The organism is Rhizobium sp. BK591 (genome assembly GCF_014195045.1).
GTDB classification, from domain to species: domain Bacteria; phylum Pseudomonadota; class Alphaproteobacteria; order Rhizobiales; family Rhizobiaceae; genus Rhizobium; species Rhizobium anhuiense.
The window spans coordinates 19,263-35,425 of sequence record NZ_JACIAZ010000006.1 but is presented as its reverse complement, the minus strand read 5'-3'; the positions used below and the strand labels follow the sequence as shown (position 1 = coordinate 35,425).

At 63.0% G+C, this 16,163-nt stretch carries 15 protein-coding genes; 8 read left to right on the top strand and 7 right to left on the bottom strand.

What is annotated here, in order from left to right:
- Positions 1-135: 135 nt before the first annotated feature.
- Complete coding sequence (locus FHX10_RS24645) at positions 136-828, top strand: L,D-transpeptidase (protein ID WP_047613777.1); 693 nt, start codon at positions 136-138, stop codon at positions 826-828.
- A gap of 123 nt (positions 829-951) precedes the next feature.
- A complete protein-coding gene (locus FHX10_RS24640; RefSeq protein WP_047613776.1) occupies positions 952-1,626 on the top strand; it encodes an outer membrane protein in 675 nt (224 codons plus the stop codon).
- A gap of 142 nt (positions 1,627-1,768) precedes the next feature.
- On the opposite strand, the gene FHX10_RS24635 is transcribed toward FHX10_RS24640, so the two are convergent.
- From FHX10_RS24635 to FHX10_RS24620, 4 genes are all read right to left on the bottom strand, one after another.
- On the bottom strand, positions 1,769-2,209 hold the full coding sequence (locus FHX10_RS24635) for a hypothetical protein (RefSeq protein WP_047613775.1): 441 nt from the start codon (positions 2,207-2,209) through the stop codon (positions 1,769-1,771).
- A gap of 107 nt (positions 2,210-2,316) precedes the next feature.
- A complete protein-coding gene (gene glcF, locus FHX10_RS24630; protein WP_184390438.1) occupies positions 2,317-3,627 on the bottom strand; it encodes a glycolate oxidase subunit GlcF in 1,311 nt (436 codons plus the stop codon).
- A 53-nt stretch (positions 3,628-3,680) separates the two neighbouring features.
- A complete protein-coding gene (locus FHX10_RS24625; protein WP_184390435.1) occupies positions 3,681-4,880 on the bottom strand; it encodes an FAD-binding protein in 1,200 nt (399 codons plus the stop codon).
- A complete protein-coding gene (locus tag FHX10_RS24620; protein ID WP_097542881.1) occupies positions 4,877-6,316 on the bottom strand; it encodes an FAD-linked oxidase C-terminal domain-containing protein in 1,440 nt (479 codons plus the stop codon). Before FHX10_RS24620 ends, FHX10_RS24625 begins: the two co-directional genes overlap by 4 nt.
- A 160-nt stretch (positions 6,317-6,476) precedes the next feature.
- Here FHX10_RS24620 and FHX10_RS24615 point away from each other — a divergent pair, with 160 nt between their 5' ends.
- Positions 6,477-7,373 carry a LysR family transcriptional regulator gene (locus FHX10_RS24615; protein WP_127430565.1) on the top strand — a complete coding sequence of 299 codons (897 nt, stop codon included), beginning with the start codon at positions 6,477-6,479 and terminating at the stop codon, positions 7,371-7,373.
- 13 nt (positions 7,374-7,386) lie between these two features.
- Here the strand turns inward: FHX10_RS24615 and FHX10_RS24610 are convergent, their stop codons facing one another.
- Positions 7,387-8,238: a LysR family transcriptional regulator gene (locus tag FHX10_RS24610; RefSeq protein WP_047613770.1), complete on the bottom strand. Its 852-nt coding sequence runs from the start codon at positions 8,236-8,238 to the stop codon at positions 7,387-7,389.
- 131 nt (positions 8,239-8,369) lie between these two features.
- Here FHX10_RS24610 and FHX10_RS24605 point away from each other — a divergent pair, with 131 nt between their 5' ends.
- Positions 8,370-9,365, top strand: coding sequence for a zinc-dependent alcohol dehydrogenase family protein (locus FHX10_RS24605; protein WP_184390433.1), 996 nt, complete (start codon positions 8,370-8,372; stop codon positions 9,363-9,365).
- 14 nt (positions 9,366-9,379) lie between these two features.
- On the opposite strand, the gene FHX10_RS24600 is transcribed toward FHX10_RS24605, so the two are convergent.
- Both FHX10_RS24600 and FHX10_RS24595 read right to left on the bottom strand, forming a co-directional pair.
- Entirely contained in the window at positions 9,380-10,537 is a 1,158-nt protein-coding gene (locus tag FHX10_RS24600; protein WP_184390431.1) for an adenosylhomocysteinase, read from the bottom strand.
- A 98-nt stretch (positions 10,538-10,635) separates the two neighbouring features.
- Entirely contained in the window at positions 10,636-11,514 is an 879-nt protein-coding gene (locus FHX10_RS24595) for a LysR substrate-binding domain-containing protein (protein WP_184390428.1), read from the bottom strand.
- Positions 11,515-11,778: 264 nt separating this feature from the next.
- Here FHX10_RS24595 and FHX10_RS24590 point away from each other — a divergent pair, with 264 nt between their 5' ends.
- The 4 genes from FHX10_RS24590 (at position 11,779) to FHX10_RS24575 (ending at position 16,160) form a co-directional block, all read left to right on the top strand.
- Positions 11,779-12,327 (top strand): NUDIX hydrolase, encoded by a 549-nt coding sequence (locus tag FHX10_RS24590; RefSeq protein ID WP_184390426.1) that lies wholly within the window; start codon positions 11,779-11,781, stop codon positions 12,325-12,327.
- A gap of 62 nt (positions 12,328-12,389) precedes the next feature.
- Positions 12,390-13,886: an inorganic phosphate transporter gene (locus FHX10_RS24585; RefSeq protein ID WP_047615309.1), complete on the top strand. Its 1,497-nt coding sequence runs from the start codon at positions 12,390-12,392 to the stop codon at positions 13,884-13,886.
- Positions 13,887-13,902: 16 nt separating this feature from the next.
- Positions 13,903-14,640 carry a 16S rRNA (uracil(1498)-N(3))-methyltransferase gene (locus tag FHX10_RS24580; RefSeq protein WP_028757085.1) on the top strand — a complete coding sequence of 246 codons (738 nt, stop codon included), beginning with the start codon at positions 13,903-13,905 and terminating at the stop codon, positions 14,638-14,640.
- 146 nt (positions 14,641-14,786) lie between these two features.
- Complete coding sequence (locus FHX10_RS24575) at positions 14,787-16,160, top strand: glutamate--cysteine ligase (RefSeq protein ID WP_028757086.1); 1,374 nt, start codon at positions 14,787-14,789, stop codon at positions 16,158-16,160.
- Positions 16,161-16,163 lie beyond the last annotated feature (3 nt).

Genomic DNA, 16,163 nt, shown 5'->3' with positions numbered 1-16,163 from the left:
GACCGGACAAATACCTGGGGAGCCGTAGAGAATAGCCGGCTCCCTTCTCCAAAAGAGCTTTATCCGGCCACGCCGATCTTGAATCGGGGAGAAGTTCATGTAGCTTCGAGCGAATTTGCTTGAGGGGAATCGATCATGATCAAATTGATGCCGGGTCTGGCTGCCGCCGGACTTGTCCTGTCCTTGATGTCCACATCCGCCTTTGCTGCACCCGCCGGCTCCGCGCCGGACAATACACGAGCCCCGGCGCAGATCGTGCGCGTGGCGCAGATGCCGAAATACGTGAAGCCGCAGTTCAAGCGCAAGAAAGTGCGCCTGGTGACGACGGAAGCGGCCGGCACCGTGATCATCGATACCAACAACAAATATCTCTATCTCGTCGAAGGCAACAACCGCGCCACCCGCTACGGCATCGGCGTCGGCCGCGACGGCTTCGGCTGGTCGGGGATCGTCAAGATCGGCCGCAAGGCCGAATGGCCGAGTTGGACGCCGCCGGCCGAGATGCGCCGCCGCGAAGCCGCCAAGGGCCACATCATCCCTGCTTTCCAGGAAGGCGGCGAGGACAATCCGCTCGGCGCCCGCGCCATGTATCTCTACCAGGGCGGCCGCGACACGATCTTCCGCATCCACGGCACCAACCAGCCCTGGACGATCGGCCTCAACATGTCTTCCGGCTGCATCCGGATGATGAACGAGGATGTGACGCACCTCTACGACCGCGCGCCTGTCGGCACCAAGGTGATCGTCATCGGCCCCGGCAACCGGCAGGGCAAGGTGGCTTTCGAGGACCGAGGCATCGACGTGCTGCGCACGATGTTTGGCGGCTGAGCAACACTGACGAAAAAAACGAAAGGCGCATTTCGACGCGCCTTTTGTTTTGCTTAGACTTTGCGGCCGAAAGCTGGCACATCTGCCTAAGAGTCGACATATTTACAATATCGGGGCTATTCAATGACATATGCGCTGCGTTCCTCCGCTTCGCTACTTGCGGGCATCGCGTTTTTGACAATCTGTTCAGCAGTTTCCGCCTCGGCGGAAGATCTGCAATTCTCTGTCTATGGCGGTTATCAGACCGCACCGCACAGCGGCGTCGATCTCTCCGACGGCACGCATTTCACCGCCGGCTGGGAAGGCAAGTCCTTCGGCAGCCCGCCTTATTACGGCGGCCGCGTCACCTGGTGGCTCGAGAACTTCAACAAGCCGAACTGGGGTATTTCGCTCGATTATACCCATGACAAGGTCTATGCCGACGACGATACGCTGGCCAAGACCGGCTGGTCGCACTTCGAATTCACCGACGGCCTGAACTTGCTCACGGTGAACGGCCTCTACCGCTTCCAGGATCCGACCCGCCGCTGGACGCCCTATCTCGGCGCCGGTATCGGCGTGAACATTCCGCATGTCGAAGTGATTCGCCCCGAGGGCAAGACCTGGGCATATGAATTCGGCGGCGTGACGCTGCAGGCCCAGGCCGGCGTCGACTTCAAGGTGACCGAGCGCTGGTCGACCTTCGTCGAATACAAGGGCACCTATTCACGCATCGACGTGCCGATCGACAACGGCGTGGACCTGAAGACCAACATCTTCACGAATGCCGTCAACGTCGGCGTTTCATTCCACTGGTAAGAACAAATTTCGGCTGCGACGTGAGAGCGGTTCAGCGCATAAAAGCGCAAAACCGCTCTAACCTTTTATCGTTACGCAATTCCCGGGCAAAACCGCCTTGCGCTTTGCCTGGGAAAACCGCTTCGTACTTCCTGAAATTGCTCTATTTCGTGCCGCAGCTGACCTTGCCCTGGACGGCATAGGGCTTTTCACCGCCTGCGATCGTCAGGGAATAGGTGCCGCTGAAATTTGCCGACGGCTTGCCGCGTTCACCGGCAACCACGACGAGATCCAGCGTTGCTCCGCCGGTGTCGTCATCACCACCGTCGAGAACCTCCAGGAGCAGTTCGCCGTCACGCGACCAGTGATTGGTCAGATGCTGCGATTCGAAAACACGTTTTCCGAATACCGTCGATTGCGCCTGGTCCTTGACAACAAGTGCACCGCGGAAATGGTTGAGCTTGTGGCCGGCATCGCTTTCGAAACCGCTTTCGAGCGTGAAACGCGCTTCCTTGTCGTCGGCGGAACAGAACAAGCGACTATCAGCATGGGCGGCGCCTGCCGCTCCGAGCAGTCCCGCAAGCACGATCATTCCCCGCCACATCGCCCAACCTCCCGAGACCGGCCCGACGGGCCTGCTGCATATGCAGCAATTTAAAGTGCTACAGCGTCCTTTGCGCATCTGAAAAGACGTGCGGCGCTGTAGTAGCTTCAGCCTAGCGGCAAACCTGTTAATTTTTCCGGCACAGCGCCGCCATAAGCCCAATCGAGCAGTTCGACCGTATGCAGGATCGGCATGCCGGTGCCGGTGGCGATCTGGGTGATGCAGCCGATATTGCCGGTGGCAATGATATCGGCCTTGGTGGCCTCGATGTTTTTGACCTTGCGTGCCTTCAGCGCAGCCGAGATCTCCGGTTGCATGATGTTATAGGTGCCGGCAGAGCCGCAGCAGAGATGACCTTCCGCCGGATCGCGCACCGTAAAGCCCGCCGCTTTCAGCAATTGCTTCGGCGCGAGCGTGATGCGCTGGCCGTGCTGCATGGAACAGGCGGAATGATAGGCGACCGTGATGCCCTTCGGCATGTGGGCCGGCAGCTCGAGAGTGGCGAGATATTCGGTGATATCCTTGGCGAGCGCCGAGACCCTGGCCGCCTTTGCGGCATAGGCGGGATCGAGGCGCAGCATGTGGCCGTAATCCTTGATCGTCGTGCCACAGCCAGAGGCGGTGATGATGATCGCGTCGAGGCCCTGCCCGTCGATCTCGCGTGTCCAGACATCGACATTGGCGCGCGCGCTCGCAAGCGCCTGTTCGGCGCGGCCCATGTGATGGACCAGCGAGCCGCAGCAGACCTCGCCCTCCGGCAGTACGACCTCGACGCCGAGCCGCGTTAGCAGCCGGATCGCCGCCGCATTGATGCCGGGATCGAGCACCGGCTGGGCGCAGCCGGAAAGGATCGCCACCCGGCCGCGCCGTTCCGCCTCGGGCAAGTAGCTGCCGGGTTTTGCGAAGGCTGAAGCTGCAGGCACGCGGCGCGGCGCAAGCGCCAGCATGGCGGCGAAAGGTTTCAGTGCGCCACCCCGCATCAGGCCGACGAAGGGCCGGCCGAGACGGGCGAGATTGAGCGCCAGGCGGAAACGGCCGGGATAGGGCAGCACGGCGGCAAGGATGGCGCGCGTCAGCCGGTTCATCAACGGGCGCTTATAGGTCTTTTCGATATGGGCGCGGGCGTGATCGACCAGGTGCATGTAATCGACGCCGGAGGGGCAGGTGGTGACGCAGGCAAGGCAGGAGAGACAGCGGTCGATATGGGTGACGACCTCGGCATCGGCGGGGCGGCCGTTTTCCAGCATGTCCTTGATCAGGTAGATGCGGCCGCGCGGGCTGTCGAGCTCGTTGCCGAGCGTCACATAGGTGGGACAGGTGGCGGTACAGAAACCGCAATGGACACATTTGCGCAGAATCTGCTCGGATTCGGCGACAGCGGGATCGAGCAGCTGGCTCGGGGTGAAGTTGGTTTGCATTTAGAGGGACCTCCGCTTTTGGAGGATATCGGGGGTTGTGCTCATCTTCTCCCTCACCCCATCTTCCCCGGATTGAATATGCCGGCCGGATCGAATTTCTCCTTCACCCGCCGTGACAGCATCGCCACCGCCTCAGGCTCGGGGTGGAAGGCCGCGGTGACTGCCCTCGCCTCGGCCGATGCGCGGATCAGCGTCGCATGGCCACCACCGAGCGCCTTGATGAAGCGGCGGACCAGCTCGGCTTCAGGACCGGCCTCCATGCGCATCCAGACAAGACCGCCCTGCCAGTCATAGAAAGCGTCGACGCCGGCCTCGAGGCGCAGCGCGGCGACCAGCTGATGGCCGGTGCCGGGGGCGACCGAGACGCGCCAGACCGGCCGCGCGGTGCCGTCGGCATAGGGCAGCACGTCGCGGATTTCCTGCCAGAGCCTGCGGCTGTCGGGCTGCTCCAGCCTGGTGACCGTGGCGAAGGCCGACATTGCCGCGACAAGCTTTTCAATGCGCACGTCGACCGAACCGGCCAGGCCCTCAATGCGCAGAACCGTCGCCTCGCCCTCGGGCAATGTGCCGGCGAGGAATTTCCAGGTCACCGTCAACGGCAGATGGGCGGCACCCGAGACTTCGACCGGCAGCGCCATCGCCGCCGCCACGGCGTTGGCCGCCTCGGCATCGTTGAGGCCTGATAGAACCACCGTCTGTTCCGTCTTCGGGCGCGGCGGCACGCGGAAAGTGACTTCGGTGAGGAAAGCCAGCGTGCCATGCGAGCCGGCCACCAGCTTGACGAGATCGAGGCCGGTGACATTCTTCATCACCCGGCCGCCGGCCTTGATGATCTCGCCCTTGCCATTGACGAAGCGCACACCGAGCAGGCTGTCGCGGGCGGCACCCGTGATGAGCCGGCGCGGGCCGGAGACATTGGCGGCAAACACGCCGCCGATGGTCGGCTCGCCGGATGTCCCCATCACAGGGCGATGATCCATCGGCTCGAAGGCGAGCATCTGGCCGCTCTCAGACAGCGCCGCCTCGACCTCGGCGAGCGGCGTGCCCGCTCGAACGGTCATGACCATTTCGCCGGGATTATAGGCGACGATGCCGGAAAGCCCGGTCGAGCGCAGCCGGTCTTCGGCGACAACGGCATTGCCGAAGCCCGAGCGGCTATCGCCGCCGCAAATCGCGAGCGGCTGGCCGCTTTCCGCGTGGGCGCGGACGATTGCCGCCGCCTCTTCCTCACTCGTCGGCATCAGATCGATCATGCGGCGGGGCGCCCTTCGAGCGGAAAGACCTTCGACGGGTTGAGGAGCCAGCCGGGATCGAAGGCGGCGCGCGCCGCCATCTGCTGGGCAAGGTCAGCCTCGGAATATTGGTGGCGCATCAGGTCGCGTTTCTCGATGCCGACGCCATGTTCGCCGGTCAGGCAGCCGCCGGCATCGACGCAGAGCTTCAGGATGTCGTTGCCGGCGGCTTCCGCGCGAGCGGCATCCTCGGGATCGTTGGCGTTGAAGAGGATCAGCGGGTGCATGTTGCCGTCGCCGGCGTGGAAGACATTGGCGACGCGCAGGCCGTAATGATCGACGATTTCGGCGGTCCGCTTCAGCACATGGGAAAGCTGGCTGAGCGGCACCGTGCCGTCCATGCAGATGTAGTCGGCGATGCGGCCGGTGGCGCCGAAGGCGGATTTGCGGCCCTTCCAGATCAATGCCGCCTCGGTCGCCGACTGGCATTCGCGCACGGTCTTCACCGCGTGCCGGCGGGCGATCTCGACGATGTCCTTCAGCGTGGCGTCCATCTCCGCTTCCGACCCTTCGACCTCGACGATCAAAAGCGCGCCGACATCGAGGGGATAACCGGCATGGGCGAAGGCCTCGCAGATCTCGATTGCCGGCTTGTCCATGAATTCGATCGCAACCGGGACGATGCCGGCGGCGATGACATCGGCAACGCAGGCGCCGGCCTCCTCCGAGCTTTCGAAACCGAAGAGCACCGGGCGGGCGCCTTCCGGCTTGGCGATCAGCCGCACCGTCGCCTCGGTGACGATGCCGAGCTGGCCTTCGTGGCCGCAGACGAGGCCGAGCAGATCATACCCCGCCGCATCCAGCGCCTTGCCGCCGAGTTCGATCACCGTGCCGTCGACCAGCACCATCCTGACGCCGAGCAGGTTGTTGGTGGTGACGCCATATTTCAGGCAGTGGGCGCCGCCGGAATTCATGCCGATATTGCCGCCGATGGTGCAGGCAAGCTGCGAACTTGGATCGGGCGCATAGAAAAAGCCGTCCGCGGAGACGGATTCGGAGATGTTGAGATTGGTGACGCCGGCCTGGACCACGGCGACGCGGTTCGGCAGATCGATTTCGAGGATGCTGTTCATCTTCGACAGGCCGAGCACAACCGCATCCTCCTGCGGAATGGCGCCGCCGGAAAGCGAGGTGCCGGCGCCGCGCGGCACGACCGGAATGCCGTAGCGGTGGCAATAGCGCATGACGGCCGAAACCTCGGCTGTCGTGCGCGGCAGGGCCACGGCGAGCGGCAGACGACGGTAGGAGACGAAGGCGTCGGTCTCGAACGGCACCAGCTCGCGCGCCTCATGCACCAGGCATTCCGGCGGCAGAAGATCGGTCAGATCGGCGACGATCTGGGCTCTGCGCGCCAGGACATCGGCGCGGGGGCTGAGAAACGAAATGGCGTCGGACATGGCGTTCTCCCTGGCCCTGACGACGGGAAATGACAACGGGAAGAGGGTAGCGGAACCGGCCGCGAACCTCCCTGCCGCCGATAGACCGGCTTAGCACTTTCCCGAAAGTGGCGCAAATGCTAAGCACTTATGCCAAAAGGGGAAAAAGTCGCAAAACCTTATGACCAATCTGGGTGATCTCGAAATCTTTGCCAAGGTCGTTTCGACAGGCAGCATGTCTCTCGCCGGGCGCGCGCTCGGCTTTTCCCCGGCCGTCGTCTCCAAGCGGATCAAGCGGCTGGAGGACCGACTCGGCACCCGGCTTCTGCAACGCACGACGCGGCAGATCTCGCTGACGGAAGCCGGACAGGGTTTCTACGACCGCGTCCTCGGCATTCTCGCCGGGCTTGAGGAAGCGGAATTCTATATCTCCGGCCGCTCGGCGCAGATGCACGGCACGCTGAAGATCTCGGCGCCGACCTCCTTCGGGCGCATGCATATCGCGCCGTATCTGAAGGATTTCATGGAGGCGCATCCGGAGCTTGCGATCAACCTGGTGCTGACGGACGAATTCAGCGACATCGTCGGCGGCGGCTTCGATCTGGCGATCCGCATCGCCGAACTCACCGATTCGAGCCTCGTCGCCCGAAGGCTGGCGCCGGTGCGCCGGCTGCTCTGCGCCTCGCCGGATTACCTGGCGGCGCATGGCGCGCCTCAGCATATCGACGAACTGAAACACCACCGCTGCCTGCCGGCGCACAATAACGACACCTGGCGGCTGAACGGACCGGACGGAGCGCTGAATCTCAGGCCGGAAGGCATGCTGATCACCAATTCCAGCGAGGTGATCCGCGAGGCTGTCATCGCCGGTCTCGGAATCGCGCTGCGCTCCACCTGGGATATCGGCGAAGAGCTCAAGGCCGGCCGGCTGGTGCAGGTGCTGCCGGCCTATGAAGGCTCGCACAATGTCGCGCTGTCGGCCGTCTATCCCAGCCGGCAGTTCCTGCCGGCCAAGGTGCGGCTGTTCATCGATTATCTGGCAGAGCTTTATGGCCCCGTCCCCTATTGGGAGCGTTGATGGCAGTGCCGGTTCAGCGCGCCAGCCTCTCGATGACGAGGTCCAGCAGGGCGCGCAGCCGCGCCAGCCGCTTCATGTCGCGGTGATAGCCGACCCAGGTGTCGCGGCCGGGTGGCGGTTCACCGAGATCGACCAGTTCGACGACCGCAAGGGAATCGCCGAGCGGCCGCGGCAGAACGGCGAGCCCGGCACCGTTGGCACAGAGCGCTGCCTGCACGTCGCGGCTGTTGCTGCGCATGACGGTATCGGCCCGCGGCAACAGGCGCTGCAGCCAGCCGACATCCGGCATGTCGCTGAAAGCCTCGTCCATGGTGATGAGGCGGGCGCCCGTGCCATCGCCAGCTTCGGGGTGCGGTGCGCCGCGTCTGATGTAAAGGCCGTATTCGATATGGATCAGCTTGCGCGATATGACCTCCGCCTCCGTGAAAGGCCGGATGCGGAAGACGAGGTCGGCTTCGCGTCGCGACAGGTTGAGAAGCCGGCTGTCGGTCAGCAATTCGATCTCTACCTTCGGATGGACTTGCGAGAATTCCGCCAGTACCGGCGAAAGCACATGTGCGCCGAACCAATCGGATGAGGACAGCCTGAGAAAACCATCGAGCTGGCGACTGCCGCCGGCAAGGACGCGCTCCATGGCGAGCGCCTCCTCTTCGATGCGTTCAGCGCCGGCGAACACGGCGGTGCCCTCGTCGGTCAGCACGAAGCCATCCGTCGTGCGCTGAAAAAGCGTCTGGCCGAGAGAGGCTTCAAGAGCACGCAGCCGCCTGCCCATCGTCGGCTGCGTCAGCCCGAGGCTGCGGGCTGCTGCCCCCAGCGTGCCGAACCGCGCGATCGCCAGAAACAGCTTGAGGTCGCTCCATTCCATCGCCCGCATCCGTCAAACAAAAATGCATGGATTTCAGTCATTATCTTTCATTTTCATTCGCGCTTCAATGCACCATCTTCTTCCAGCACAAAGCCATTGCCGACGCCGCGCTGCGAACGAAGGAGAGTTCCATGCCTGTCCAATCAACGATGAAAGCACTGCTGGCGGAGACGCCGAATTCGCCGCTGCGGATCGCCGATATTGCAAAATCGTCGCTCGGCGAGGGCCAGGTTCTGGTGCGCATCAAGGCAAGTGGCGTCAACCCGCTCGACCTCAAGATCCGGGCCGGTAATGCGGTCCATGCCCGCCATCCGCTTCCCGCCATACTCGGCATCGATATGGCCGGCATCGTCGAAGAGATCGGAATTGGCGTCAGTGGTTTCCGCCGCGGCGACGCGGTCTACGGCATGACCGGCGGGGTCGGCGGCATTCAGGGATCGCTTGCCCAATTTGCAGCCATCGACGCCGCGCTGCTGGCGCCAAAGCCACAGAATCTGTCGATGCGCGAGGCAGCCGCCCTGCCGTTGATCTCGATCACCGCCTGGGAAGGGCTTGTCGACCGCGCCGGGGTCAAGGCCGGCCAGAAGGTTCTCGTACTCGGCGGCGGCGGTGTCGGCCATATCGTCGCGCAGATCGCCAAGGCTGCCGGAACCGAGGTCTATGTGGTCGACGGCGCTTCGAAAGCGGATTATCTCGCCGGCCTTGGCGCAACACCGATCGATCGTGACGTGGAAACGGTGGAAACCTATGTCGCAAGACACACCGGCGGCAAGGGTTTCGATCTGGTCTACGATACGGTCGGCGGCCAGGGGCTCGATACGGCATTCCGTGCCGTCAGTCGGTTCGGCCATGTCGTGAGCTGTCTTGGCTGGGGAAGCCACGCGCTGGCGCCGCTCTCCTTCAAGGCCGCCACCTATTCCGGCGTCTTCACGCTGCTGCCGCTTCTGACCGGCGAGGGACGCGCCCATCACGGTCAGATCATGCGGGAGATGACGAAGCTTGTCGAAGCCGGCAAGGTGATGCCCAAGCTCGACAGGCACCGCTTCACCCTTGCCGATGCCGATGAGGCGCATCGGCTGATCGAAAGCCGGCAGGCGGATGGAAAGCTCGTCGTCGAGATCGACTAATCTCGACGAGAGAATTAGCGCGCCAGATCGAGATAGGCGTTCGCCACCATCGCATCGATATCGCGGGGTACGGGGACGACGCAGGATTGGGAACCGGCCTCGCCCCTGGCGATGCGTTCCAGGCAACGGGCCTGGAGGGTGAAGCCGAGATCCATCGATTCGACCGTATTGCCGAGCGGCCGCGGACCGGCGAGATTGGCCATGTGACCGCCGCCGAGCACATGGAAGCAGCGGCCGTCGGCGAGATGGAAGGTCTCGATATGATCGGCCTCGTAGCGATCGATGCCGGTGACATCGGGATGGCGGCGAAGGGCCTCGACATCGATCTCATGCGGGAAATGGCCGCCATTCATCAGGATCGCGCCGTCCTTGACGAGCGGCAGGTCGGCTGCCGTGACGATGCCGGCAAAACCGGTGACGGTGACGACGATGTCGGCCGAGCGGATCGCCTGGTCGCGCAGCGGCGTGACGAAACCGTCGAGATGAGCTTCGAGCGTCGTCACCGGATCGATATCGACGACGCTGACGGTTGAAAAGGCATTGCGGAAGCAGGCGGCCGTGCCCTTGCCGCAGGCGCCGTAGCCGAAGACGGTCACGCGTTTGCCGTTGGTGGAGCGGTTGGTGAAGCGCAGGTAGCTTTCGAACAGGCTCTGGCCGACGGCATGCCTGTTTTCGGCGAACTGCTTGATCGGGCTGTCGTTGATGACGAGGATCGGCATCTCCAGCCGCTCGCGCAGCGGCAACAGACGGGTGCGGCCCGAAGTGGTCTCCTCGGTGCCGCCCAGGAGATCGGCATAGGGCTTTTCCGCCGCGATGGCGAAGAGATCGCCGCCATTGTCGAGCAGCAGATCCGGCTTCTCGGCGATGACCGCTTCGAGGCTCTGATGATGGGCGGCGGGATCGGTCGTCTGCGTGGCAAAGACGGTGATGCCTTGTGAACGCAGGAACTCGACCGTCGACGGCTGGGTACTGTTGAGATTGCCGGTGCAGACGAGACGCGCGCCACCGGCGCGCAGCGTCATCAACAGCGCCACCGTCTTCGGCTCGAGATGGATGCCGGTACCGATCGATAGACCCTCGAAAGGACGCGTCCGCTCGAATTCGGCGGCCGTCGCCGTGAGCAGCCGGCAGCTGCCGCCGATCCAATCGATACGGGTTGCGGTCTTTTCCATCATCTCTTTCCTATTTGCGCCTTGGTGCTGTTTTTAGCGGAGCAACAGGGCTGCGAATATGGAAGTAATTCTGGCGAAGGGGCAGAAAATCTGCCCTTTCAGGCCGACGTCCCGCAACCAAGCAGCCAGCCGGACAAAGCCGCAAAGGCCGGCCGTTTCGCATCCGGCGTGCGGCAGCAGAGGCTGTAGCCCGACGGGCGGGAGATGAAGCCGTAGGGCGCGACCAGATGCCGGCGTTCGAGATCGTCTTCGATCGAAGCACGCGGCGCAAGCGCGATGCCAAGGCCGGAGCGGGCAGCCCCCAGCGCCAGCAGCAGATCCTCGAATTCCTGGACGCGGGAAAAGACGACCGACGGCGTGCCGCTTTCGGCGAACCATTCGTCCCAGAGCCTCGGAACGCTGCGGCTGGCGAGCATCGTCAGTGCACCCATCGCTGCAGGGTCCTTGGATAGTGTCGCGGCGAGCGAAGGTGTGGCGACCGGGCCGAACTCGTCCTCCATGAATCGCAGAGCGGTGATCCCCGGGGCCGGCCGGTATTCACCGCCCATGATCACAGCGTCCAACTCCGGGTGCATCTGCAGCGGTTCGACCACGGTCATCGGCACGATCTCGACCGCCGTATCGCCGAGACTTGCCTGCATATCCGCGACGCGCGGCATCAGCCACCAGACCGCGAAGGCGGAGGGCACGCCGAGCCGAATGCGATTCTGCTCGGCGCCTTCGAGCTCCAAAACGGCGCGCTGCAGGATGTCGAAAGCCATGCCCGCTGCGGCGGCGAAAGCGCTCGCCTGCACCGTCGGAACCAGCCGGCGGCCGTCACGCGTGAAGAGCTTGCGGCCGAGGTGATTCTCCAACGTGGCGATCTGCTGACGCACGGCGCCACGCACCACATTCAGCTCTTCGGCAGCTTTCAGAATGCTGCCGTGACGGCAGACGGCCTCGAAGGCGCGGACGGCGTTGAGAGGAGGTAGACGCATGATTACCACATTCGAAAATCATAGTGCATCACTTGATCTTGCCATTGAACGAAAGGCAAGATCACGCCATATTGTACAGCTGTGCAATGTGACGCATTCGAGACAGGGCGTGACGGATTCTCCGAACCTGTCCTACCTCGATTTTCCCTATGAACGACGATCAAATGGCGTTTCGAATCGTCATGCCATTTTGGATTGCGTAAGCTTTCCGTGATATACGTATATGAGTGATTCCTAACGACGACTGTGAAGGTGACCCGACAATTGACTCTTTTCGCCCGACTTGCTTCCGATGTGCAACTGATGTTCCGGCGCCCGCCGCGACAGCAATATGGTGCGCTCTGCTACCGGGTTAAGAAGAAGAGCGGCGAGGTCGAGGTGCTGTTGATGACGAGTCGCGACACCGGCCGCTGGGTCATTCCCAAGGGTTGGCCGATGACGCGCAAATGCGCCCATGAGGTCGCGATGCAGGAGGCCTTCGAGGAAGCCGGCGTGCGCGGCGTGGTCGAGCCGGAGACGCTTGGCGCCTATACCTATCCCAAAGTGCTGCGCGATGGGGTGCAGGTGGTCTGCAAGGTGCAGGTCTATGCGCTCGAAGTCACCAATATGATGAAGAACTTCAAGGAAAAAGGCGAGCGCCGCATCGAATGGGTGTCGTTCGACGAGGCGGCCCGGCGGGTGCGTGAACCGGAGCTCCGTCACCTCTTCCTTGCTTTCAAGAAAAAGATGACCGACAGGCTTTCGGCCAACGCGGCGACGCAGATTTCAACGGACAACCAAATTCCGGCGGCCAAGCAAATTCCGGCGGAATGATTCCTGCCATCTTGCACTGCTAGAAAAGCAGCGTAGAAGCAGATTCATTCTCAGGAACAAGAATGCCGCCACGTCCCGCAGTCCTCACGAAACGCACGCTCGACAAGGACCTCGACAAGATCACCCATGCCGAGGACGTGGCGAAGCATGTTTTGCGGCGGCTGGTGGCGCCCGGTCTCGGACTGATCTTTCTCGGTCTGGCCATGCTTTTTGCCGGCGTCTACGTGTTCGACCGGCCGGGAGCGATGCTGGTGGTGGCGGCGGCGGCGCTTGCCGGCTACATGGCAATGAACATCGGCGCCAATGATGTGACCAACAATGTCGGTGCCGCGGTCGGCGCGCGCGCCATGACGATGGGCCAGGCCCTGGTCATCGCGGCGATTTTTGAGATCCTTGGCGCCACCATCGCCGGCGGCGAGGTCGTCAAGACAATTTCCTCGAACTTAGTCGACGCCGTCCAGGTGCCGCCGGCAATACTCGGCTGGATCATGATGGCGGCACTGATGGCGGCGGCCCTCTGGATCAATCTCGCGACGTGGATGAATGCGCCGGTTTCCACCACCCATGCGATCGTCGGGGCAGTGATCGGAGCCGGCATCTCAGCCGTCGGGCCGGAACCGGTGAACTGGCAGGTGATGCTGGAAATCACTTCGAGCTGGATCACCTCGCCGCTGATCGGCGGGCTAATCGCAGCCGGGCTGCTATATCTCGTCAAGACGCTGATCATCTATAGCGACGATAAGGTCGCGGCGGCCAAGCGCTGGGTGCCGGTGCTGGTCGCGGTGATGGCCGGCGGTTTCATGGCCTATATGGTGCTGCAGCTGTCGCCCACCGGCAAATATCAATCTTACACCATCATCCTCATCGGGATCGGCATCGGGCTGGTGAGCTGGCTTGCCGCCCGGCCGCTCGTTCTCGCCCAGGCGCGGGATCTCGAAAACCGCAACAGCTCGCTGCGGGTGCTGTTCCGGTTGCCGCTGATCGGCTCTGCGGCGCTGCTGTCCTTCGCGCACGGGGCCAACGACGTTTCGAATGCGGTCGGGCCACTGTCGGCGATCGTCCATTCGGTCGGCGTCGGCGGCGACGCCATCGGCCATCCGCCGCTCTGGGTGATGCTGATCGGCGCCTTCGGCATCTCGGTCGGCCTGCTGCTCTTCGGGCCGCGCCTCATCCGCCTTGTCGGCGAGGAGATCACCAAGCTCAATCCGATGCGGGCCTATTGCGTCGCGCTGTCGACCGCCTTCACCGTCATCGTCGCCTCCTGGCTCGGTCTGCCGGTCAGCACCACGCATATCGCCGTCGGCTCGGTCTTCGGCGTCGGATTCTTCCGCGAATGGTACACGCGTCATTCGAAGCGCCGCATCGCCTATATCAGGCGCAAGGCCGAGAGCTTTGATATCGACGAGCCGGAGGAGCCGAACATTCACGAGACGCGGCGGCGCTATCTCGTGCGACGGTCGCATTTCATGACGATCGTCGCTGCCTGGATCGTCACCGTGCCGGTTTCGGGGGCGCTTGCGGCAATGATTTATTGGGCTATGTTCGCGCTCTTCGTGTGAAACCCCGAGTTTTCGAATGCGCGCCAATTTCCGTATGCAACGGCTTTTCGTCGACGCGCCGCTTTCCCGCGGTGCCGTCCTCGAGGCAAATACCGACCAGTTCAACTATCTCGCCAATGTGCTGAGGATGGAGGAAGGGGCGGAGATCCTGCTCTTCAACGGCCGCGACGGCGAGTGGAAGGCGACCCTCGCTTTTCCTACGCGCAAACGCATCCTCTTGACGGCAACCGAAGAGACCCGGCCGCAGCCGCAGCCTTGCGACCTGCATTATCTCTTTGCGCCGCTCAAGGTCGGCCGCATGGATTATCTCGTGCAGAAGGCTGTGGAAATGGGAGCCGGCCTGCTGCAGCCGGTCATGACCCAGCACGTCCAGGGCAAGATCACCAATCTCGACAAGCTGCGCGCCAATGTCGTGGAGGCGGCGGAACAATGCGGCATTCTCGGCATCCCCGATGTAACCGAGCCGGTGAGGCTTCTCGACCTGCTCGACCGCTGGCCGAGCGAGCGTCGCATCATCTATTGCGACGAGGGCGACGCCGGGCAGAACCCGCTGCCGGTGCTGTCGGCGATCCGGGAAAAGCATCTTGCTCTGCTCGTCGGGCCGGAAGGCGGCTTTTCGGAAGAGGAACGGGCGCGGCTTCGAAGCCTCGATTTCGTCACCGCCATTCCGCTCGGACCGCGCATCCTCAGGGCCGATACGGCGGCCGTTGCGGCGCTGGCGGTGGTCCAGGCGGCGATCGGCGACTGGAATTAGGGCGAAAACGGGTTGACATAGAAATCGCTGCTATTTTTTTGATGCGTCGTTGAAACAATTTCACTTGCAACATGGGTGGCTTGGGTCCTAATCAGCCTTCCAACTGCCCGGCCCCCTGGGCGCCTTTTTGAATACAGGTATCCCGCATGGCCCGCGACACTACCGACCAGACACCGCTCTCTTCGGTCCAGGATCTGACCGATTACATTGCCGCCGGCAACAAGCCGCGGGAGCGCTTCCGGATCGGCACCGAACACGAGAAGTTCGCCTTCTTCCGCGCCGACAACAGTCCGGTTCCCTATTTCGGCGATGCCAGTATTTCGGCCCTTTTGACCGGCTTGCAGAAGAAAAGCGGCTGGGAGCCGATCACCGACGGCGGCAACATCATCGGCCTTGCCGAGCAGAACGGCATGGGCGCGATCTCGATCGAGCCCGGCGGCCAGTTCGAACTCTCCGGCGCACCGCTGGAGACGATCCACGAGACCTGCAAGGAATCGAACCAGCATCTGGCGACGCTGCGCGAAATCGCCGAGCCGATGGGCATCCGCTTCCTCGGCATCGGCGGCAGTCCGAAATGGACCTATGCGGAAACCCCGCAAATGCCGAAATCACGCTACGAGATCATGACCCGCTATATGCCGAAGGTCGGCACCCAGGGTCTCGACATGATGTACCGCACCTGCACGATCCAGGTGAATCTCGATTTCTCCTCGGAAGCCGACATGCGCAAAAAGATGCGCGTCTCGATGAAGCTGCAGTCACTGGCGACCGCCCTCTTCGCATCTTCGCCCTTCACTGAAGGCAAGCCGAACGGGCTGCTTTCCTGGCGCGGCGATATCTGGCGCGATGTCGATAACCAACGCGCCGGCCTGCTCGACTTCACCTTCCGCGACGATTTCGGCTTCCGCGATTATGCCGAATGGGCGCTCGACGCGCCGATGTATTTCATCGTCCGCGACGGCCACTATCACGACTGTACCCATGTCACCTTCCGCCAGTTCATGAACGGCGCGTTGAAGGGCGAGGTCGCCGATCCGGCGCCGACGATGGGGGACTGGACGAATCATCTTTCGACACTCTTCCCCGACGTGCGGCTGAAGCGTTTCCTGGAAATGCGCGGCGCCGACGGCGGCCCCTGGCGGCGCATCTGTGCGTTGCCGGCCTTCTGGGTCGGCCTGCTCTACGACGATACGGCCCTTGAGGCCGCCGACGAACTGACGAAGGATTGGAGCTTTGCCGAGATCAGCGCCCTGCGCAATGCCGTTCCCGCCGAAGGCTTGAAGGCGCAATTCCGCGGCCATCCGCTCTTCGACATGGCGCGCGAGGTGATCGGCATTTCAAAGGCCGGCCTCAAGGCGCGCGGCAAGCTCAACGGCGAAGGCCAGGACGAGACCATCTTCCTTGCGCCGCTCGACGAAGTGCTCGCCAAGAAAGCAACGCTCGCCGAGGATCTGCTGTCGCTCTATCACGGCCGCTGGAACGGTTCCGTGGAACCCGTCTTCGAGGACTATCAGTACTAAGGC